This window comes from Terriglobales bacterium (assembly GCA_035937135.1).
GTDB lineage: Bacteria > Acidobacteriota > Terriglobia > Terriglobales > Acidobacteriaceae > DASYVL01.
Map to the genome: position 1 here is coordinate 1 of DASYVL010000030.1, position 5,296 is coordinate 5,296.

Sequence of the window (5,296 nt, forward strand, 5' to 3'; positions counted from 1 at the left end):
CGGGGCCACCGGCTTGGTCTCTCCCCAGCCTCGCGTGGTAATGCGCGCGGCTTCAATGGACGCGTTTTGTACCAGCCAGCTTTTTACCGACTGCGCCCGCCTCTCCGAAAGCCCCATATTGTAGGCGTGCTTGCCCTTGCCGTCGGTGTGACCCTCGATCAGCATGGGAGCGTTGGGGTACGCGGCGACCACTTGTCCGACCTTACGCAGCGCGTCGGTAGCTTCTGGCTTGAGCGCGGCCTTATCGAAATCGAAGAGCACGTCGGCCGCGAGGTCGATCCTCACTTCCATCTCTGTGACCTTGGCCCCCAGGTCCTGCAGCACGCTCTGGATCCCGCTCGCTCCCCCGGTGACGCCCGAGCTCAGGCCCTTGATTTCGACCACATTGCCCTGGATAGGCAGCACCGTCCCTTTCGCCCCTGGCGGGATAGGGTCGTCCGGTTTGTAACCTTGGGCCGCCGCCCCGGTCACAAGTAGGAGCCAGGTAAGCAGGTTGCGTCCAAAAAAACCGCGGATGCGCATGGCTTCACTCGGTAACCGGAACGTCTTCAAAGGGCGCAAACTTCGGGACATTGAGACTGATGCGCTTCGACGTCGCCGGTGGCGCCGGGTACTTAGCCCAGCTGATGCGCTGTTCACCCGGCCCCAGGGTACCGTACCAGATGTCCAGGATCCTCTTGCCCTCAGCGTCTGTGAGGTTGCTGTACTTCTTGTTCTCCGCAGGGTCGATGTAGTAGACGTCGGTCCAGCTGAAGTCGTAGTTGACAGCCTTCGCGCCCGTGTTGACGATGCGCCATCTGGCCAACAGGGCGCCGCCGCTGACCCGCTTCACCTCCAGCAGATCGCAACGCACACTGGGATCATTGGCATATTGAGCGCTGGCGATCACGGAGCCCGAGGGGGCTGCAGAAGATGCGCTTGTGGAAGAAGGCGCCGCGCTGTTCGAGGAGGTCGGCACCGAACTGCCGGAAGAGGAAGCACTGCTCGCCGGCGCCGCCGCCGGTGTTTCCTCTTTCTTGCTGCAACCGGCGAGAAGCGTCAGCGCAATCGAGACCAGCGCAATCGTGGTCCCTTGGCGGATACGCATTACAGCACCTCCAGGAGGCCGGGGGAGAGGACATGTTGACCCTGTCGCCCTGCCTCTGTTTTCTAGCTTGCTTGCGGGAACACCCGGGAAAGAACCCTAAATAAGAGGTGGCCGAGCCTAGCGCAGAAGCAGGCACGAGTCAATCGCTCCTTGGCTGCTGCACGAGCTACGGAAGCTCAAGGTCTGATTTGGCGGCAGGTTCAGTGCGCCAGGCCGATAAGTGCCGAAAGGAAATGGTTTCGGCCCGCAAGGCCGGCGGCTCCGAACTGGGCCCGTTCCGTCGCCCCTGCCGGGACGCGCAGTCGGTTCCCCAGGTCACTATTTCTTGGTGAGTGTGATCTCCACCCGGCGGTTCTTCTGGCGTCCTTCCGGGTTGTCTGAGCCCGTCGGGGTTCTTGTTCGGGGCCACCGGCTTGGTCTCTCCCCAGCCCCGCGTGGTAATGCGCGCGGCTTCAAGGCCCGCTACGGCCGCGACCTGCCCTTCTACTGGGGGAGCGTTCGTGCTGGTGGGCAAGTAGGATTGCCTGCTCTTCCGGACCCGGCTAAACTCTGCAGGAAGGCTTTCCCGGGAGGCAGAGGACATCATGGGCACCGCGCCATATGCGATCTCGCAGTCGATAGCATCCGAGCGCACCTTCATCAGCCGCGTCTATGGCTGGATGGCGGGCGGGCTCGCCATCACCGGCCTGGTGGCCGCCTACACCGCCAATAATCCCGCCCTGGTGAAGGCCATCTTCGGCTCTGGTCTCTTCTGGGTCTTGATCCTGGCCGAGCTGGGCATCGTGGCAGCGCTCTCCTGGGCCATCAAGCACATGACCCCGGTCATGGCCTTCAGCGCCTTCCTCTTCTACGCCGCCCTCAATGGCCTGACCCTTTCGGTCATCTTCCTGATCTACACCGCCGAGTCCATCGGCCTGACTTTCTTCATCACCGCCGGCACCTTCGGCGCCATGTGCATCTATGGCGCCACTACCAAACGCGACCTGACCTCGATGGGCAGCTTGCTCTTCATGGCTCTCATCGGGCTGGTCCTGGCCTCGGTGGTCAACATCTTCTGGCACAGCTCCGGTCTCTACTGGGTGGTGACCTACGCCGGCATCCTCATCTTCGTGGGCCTGACCGCCTACGACGCGCAGAAGATCAAGCAGATGCACGCCGCCGGCATGGAAGGCAGCGAGGAGGACCGCAAGGCCGCCATCCTGGGTGCGCTCGCCCTCTACCTCGACTTCATCAACCTATTCCTGTATCTGCTACGCCTGTTCGGCCGGCGCAAGTAGCGCGCCGCGCCGAAACCGACGCTGCCGCCAAGTAGATCACCTCGTTCGCAGCAGAATCGCTTTCAGACGCGCCGCCGCCCCTATGGAAAGATGGCCTCCGAAAATGCTGCCAGGCGCCTACTTCACAACGCCTACTTCACAACAATGTCTTTGAGCGAGACGGGGGGCACATAGAGCCCGCGCAGGTCCCTCGCCCACCAGGCGCCGGTCTGGCGTCGCTCCTCGGGCGTGGTGAAGCGGTAGTCGTAGAGGAGCGCGCGAACGTACTTCGGCGGGTGGCCGGGAAACGGGTTCTTCTCCAAGAGCCGCAACACTGCAGGCTCGCCCTCGAGCAGGCGCTCCATCAGCCGCAGCACCCAGGGATTGTCCTGGTAACTGCCTAGCGCCGCGAACCACATCTGCCAGTCGAGGCGGGGCTGGTGCGGCTCCACCCAGGGCGGGCGCCGCCCGACGTCTCCCGGCTTGTACGGGAACTCATACTCCTGCCAGGTCACGCCGTCGTTCGAACCTTCGATCACGATCTCCTCCCGCGAGGTGGTCATGATCGCGAACAATCCGTAGGTGTTCACGAGGCGCAGGGGATAGATGCGCGCCATCGCTCGGTCGGCGGTTTGGAAGTGGAATCGGAAGAATTCGCCCGCCATCTCGTAGCTGCTCACCGTCAGGATGAAGACCGCCAGCGCCACAGCGACGGCCTTATACAACCACTTCGGCCGCCGCCGCCGCGACTCGGCGGCTTCGAGCTTTTTCCGACGGGCACGCGGCACTGCGCGGCCGAGCAACGCATCGTCCAGCAGGAAGAGACACAGGGCTACCGCCAGGAGGTTGAAGAAGGTGTAGTTCCCGGTCAGGAAGATCAGCGCCTGGAACCCCAGCGTGGCCAGCGCTCCCAGATGGCGGATGCGCCGCGGCGCGAAGAACAAGAAGGGCACGCCCAGCTCTGCCCCGAACATCAGGACCGCTTCCAGCTTGTGGAATCCGAGCGGAAGCTGGTGCATGTACCAGGCCAGCGGCGTGGGCAGCGGCTGGGTCTCGTAGTGATAGCTCAGCGCCGCCAGCGAACGCCACGCCGGATCGCCGCTGGTCAGCTTCACCATCCCGGAGAGAAACAGCAGCCGGAAGAGCAGCCAGCGATAGAGGCGCAGCACCACCTGCGAGCTGCCCAGGAAGATGGCCAGGAAGCCCGCCTCCAGCAGCAGGGCGTCCCACTGGAAGCTCATGAAGTCCTGCCCGGCGACAGTCAGCGAAAGGTAAAGGACGAGCAGGACGGCACACACCGCGCGCCGCGCGATCCCGAAGAACAGCAGCGCCGAAAGACCTACGCCAGCCCAACAGGCGGCGCGCAGCGCAGTGTCGCTCGCGCTGAGCCAGAAAATCGTCGGGAAATCCAAGTAGGCGGAAGTCCCCAGCACCTCGCGCGCGCGCGGCAGGAAATCGGCGAGCGGCTCGACGCCCCGCGAGCCCACTAGGCCCGTCACCTGCACAGCCAGGGAGGCGAAGGCGATGGCATAGATCACCGCCAGCGCCTTCAGGAACAGCCACTCGACCAGCACAACCGATTCCGGCTCGAGCGGCGTTCCCCAGAGCAGCTTGGTCGCGCGGAGAGCCAGGGGGCGATGCCGCGCCACCCAGCCGTAGAAGGCCTCAGCCAGCAGGCCCGCGAGCGGGACGCGCTCGTACATCCACAGCATCCAGCGTTTGCCGGGCAGCGAAGCGAGCAGGGTGAAGGCGGCATGCGCCCCGCTGCGCGCCTCGCCTCCCGGCAGCATCAGTTGCACCGCGGCGGCGAAGTCCTCCCGCGGGATGCGCGGGAAGCGCTCCCCAATCTCCTGGAAGGAGACGTACTCCACGCGCTCCCCGGTGAGCCTCTTCCAGTAGTCCACCCAGACGCGGCAGAAGTCGCACTCGCCGTCAAAGACGAGCACCGGCCGCTCCGCCGCGTCTTCGGCGCGATTCAACTCAGGCTTGCTGTCACTCTCTGGCATACTTCGAAACATCGAGTGCTGAATGACGGAAACGACAGGCAGAATACGCCAAGAAGACGCTGGCCAGAGGAGGAATCGGGTCTGAGCTTTCCTCTGGGCGTGAGCGAGGCCGAGAGAGGATCAGAAGAGGTTGTGCGCACTCTTGCCAAGGCCTCGCTCTCGGACGTGCGTCGCGCGCGGAAGGCCCCGGCCACACCACCGCGCGATTCCGGCCCTCCCGCCCGGCCGCATAGAGGGCCTTTGGGACTCCGGTCTCGCCAAAACCTGTGTCAGTTCTGGTGTCAGTTGGCTTTTCAATTTCCTGTGTGACTGTGCGCCGGGGTGCGCGGATCACTCACTCGCAAGTAGCTGACGACGCGGGGGTAATGCACGTTAATGCGTCGTAGTGCGGAATGATGCAGGAGGGCCAAGGATGGCTTAGAAGGCCGGTGTTCTATCCATTTGAGCTACGCGCCCAGGCCTCGGTCAACGACTACATTCTCACCGCCTTGGCTGGCATCGAGGTTCCAAATTCTAAATGATTGCCGTGTGGCCGCGGGTGGTTCGCCAAGCCTTTTGCCTTCTAACTTTTCCCTTTTGCCTTCGCGGCGCGGCCTCCCACCACCGCCGCCAAGGTCAGGACGCTGACCAGAACTGGGAACCAGACCTGGGAGATCCATGGCGTGGGAATCAGGAAGAGGATGTCCTCCGTCGCCAGGGACGGCGGCCAGCGGACCGTCGCCCACAGGCTGGCGTAGTAGGAAATGTCCCACCACGCGAAAACCCAGAGAAACATCGCCCAGCGCTCCCGCCGGGTTTTCCCGGCGAGCAGCGCCAGGGCAAGCAGCATCAGGATGGTGGCCGCTTCCCGCGCTATCTCCACGTGGAGCAGGCTGGGCGGCAACTCCACGGCCGCGGGCGGCCTCTGGTAAAGCTCTGCCGACAGCCTGGCCACGTCCGCGAGCGTG

General features: G+C 64.0%; 5 protein-coding genes. 1 reads left to right on the forward strand and 4 read right to left on the reverse strand.

Annotation, left to right across the window (positions count from 1 at the left end; genetic code table 11):
• Both VGQ94_01490 and VGQ94_01495 read right to left on the reverse strand, forming a co-directional pair.
• Positions 1-522: OmpA family protein (locus VGQ94_01490; protein HEV2021180.1), on the reverse strand; the 522-nt coding region annotated here is incomplete at its 3' end.
• A 4-nt stretch (positions 523-526) separates the two neighbouring features.
• The gene (locus VGQ94_01495) at positions 527-1,087 is read right to left on the reverse strand and encodes a hypothetical protein (protein ID HEV2021181.1); all 561 of its coding nucleotides are present in this window, start codon (positions 1,085-1,087) and stop codon (positions 527-529) included.
• A 584-nt stretch (positions 1,088-1,671) separates the two neighbouring features.
• Here VGQ94_01495 and VGQ94_01500 point away from each other — a divergent pair.
• The gene (locus VGQ94_01500) at positions 1,672-2,364 is read left to right on the forward strand and encodes a Bax inhibitor-1/YccA family protein (GenBank protein HEV2021182.1); all 693 of its coding nucleotides are present in this window, start codon (positions 1,672-1,674) and stop codon (positions 2,362-2,364) included.
• A gap of 131 nt (positions 2,365-2,495) precedes the next feature.
• Here VGQ94_01500 and VGQ94_01505 read toward each other — a convergent pair whose 3' ends face one another.
• Both VGQ94_01505 and VGQ94_01510 read right to left on the reverse strand, forming a co-directional pair.
• Positions 2,496-4,322: a lipase maturation factor family protein gene (locus VGQ94_01505; GenBank protein HEV2021183.1), complete on the reverse strand. Its 1,827-nt coding sequence runs from the start codon at positions 4,320-4,322 to the stop codon at positions 2,496-2,498.
• Between the two features lie 589 nt (positions 4,323-4,911).
• Positions 4,912-5,296 (reverse strand): hypothetical protein (locus VGQ94_01510; protein HEV2021184.1); only part of this gene is annotated, 385 nt, incomplete at its 5' end.

Coding starts and splice junctions, on each gene's coding strand:
- VGQ94_01500 (HEV2021182.1), top strand. CDS start 1,672: ATGGGCACCGCGCCATATGCGATCTCGCAGTCGATAGCATCCGAGCGC.
- VGQ94_01495 (HEV2021181.1), bottom strand. CDS start 1,087: ATGCGTATCCGCCAAGGGACCACGATTGCGCTGGTCTCGATTGCGCTG.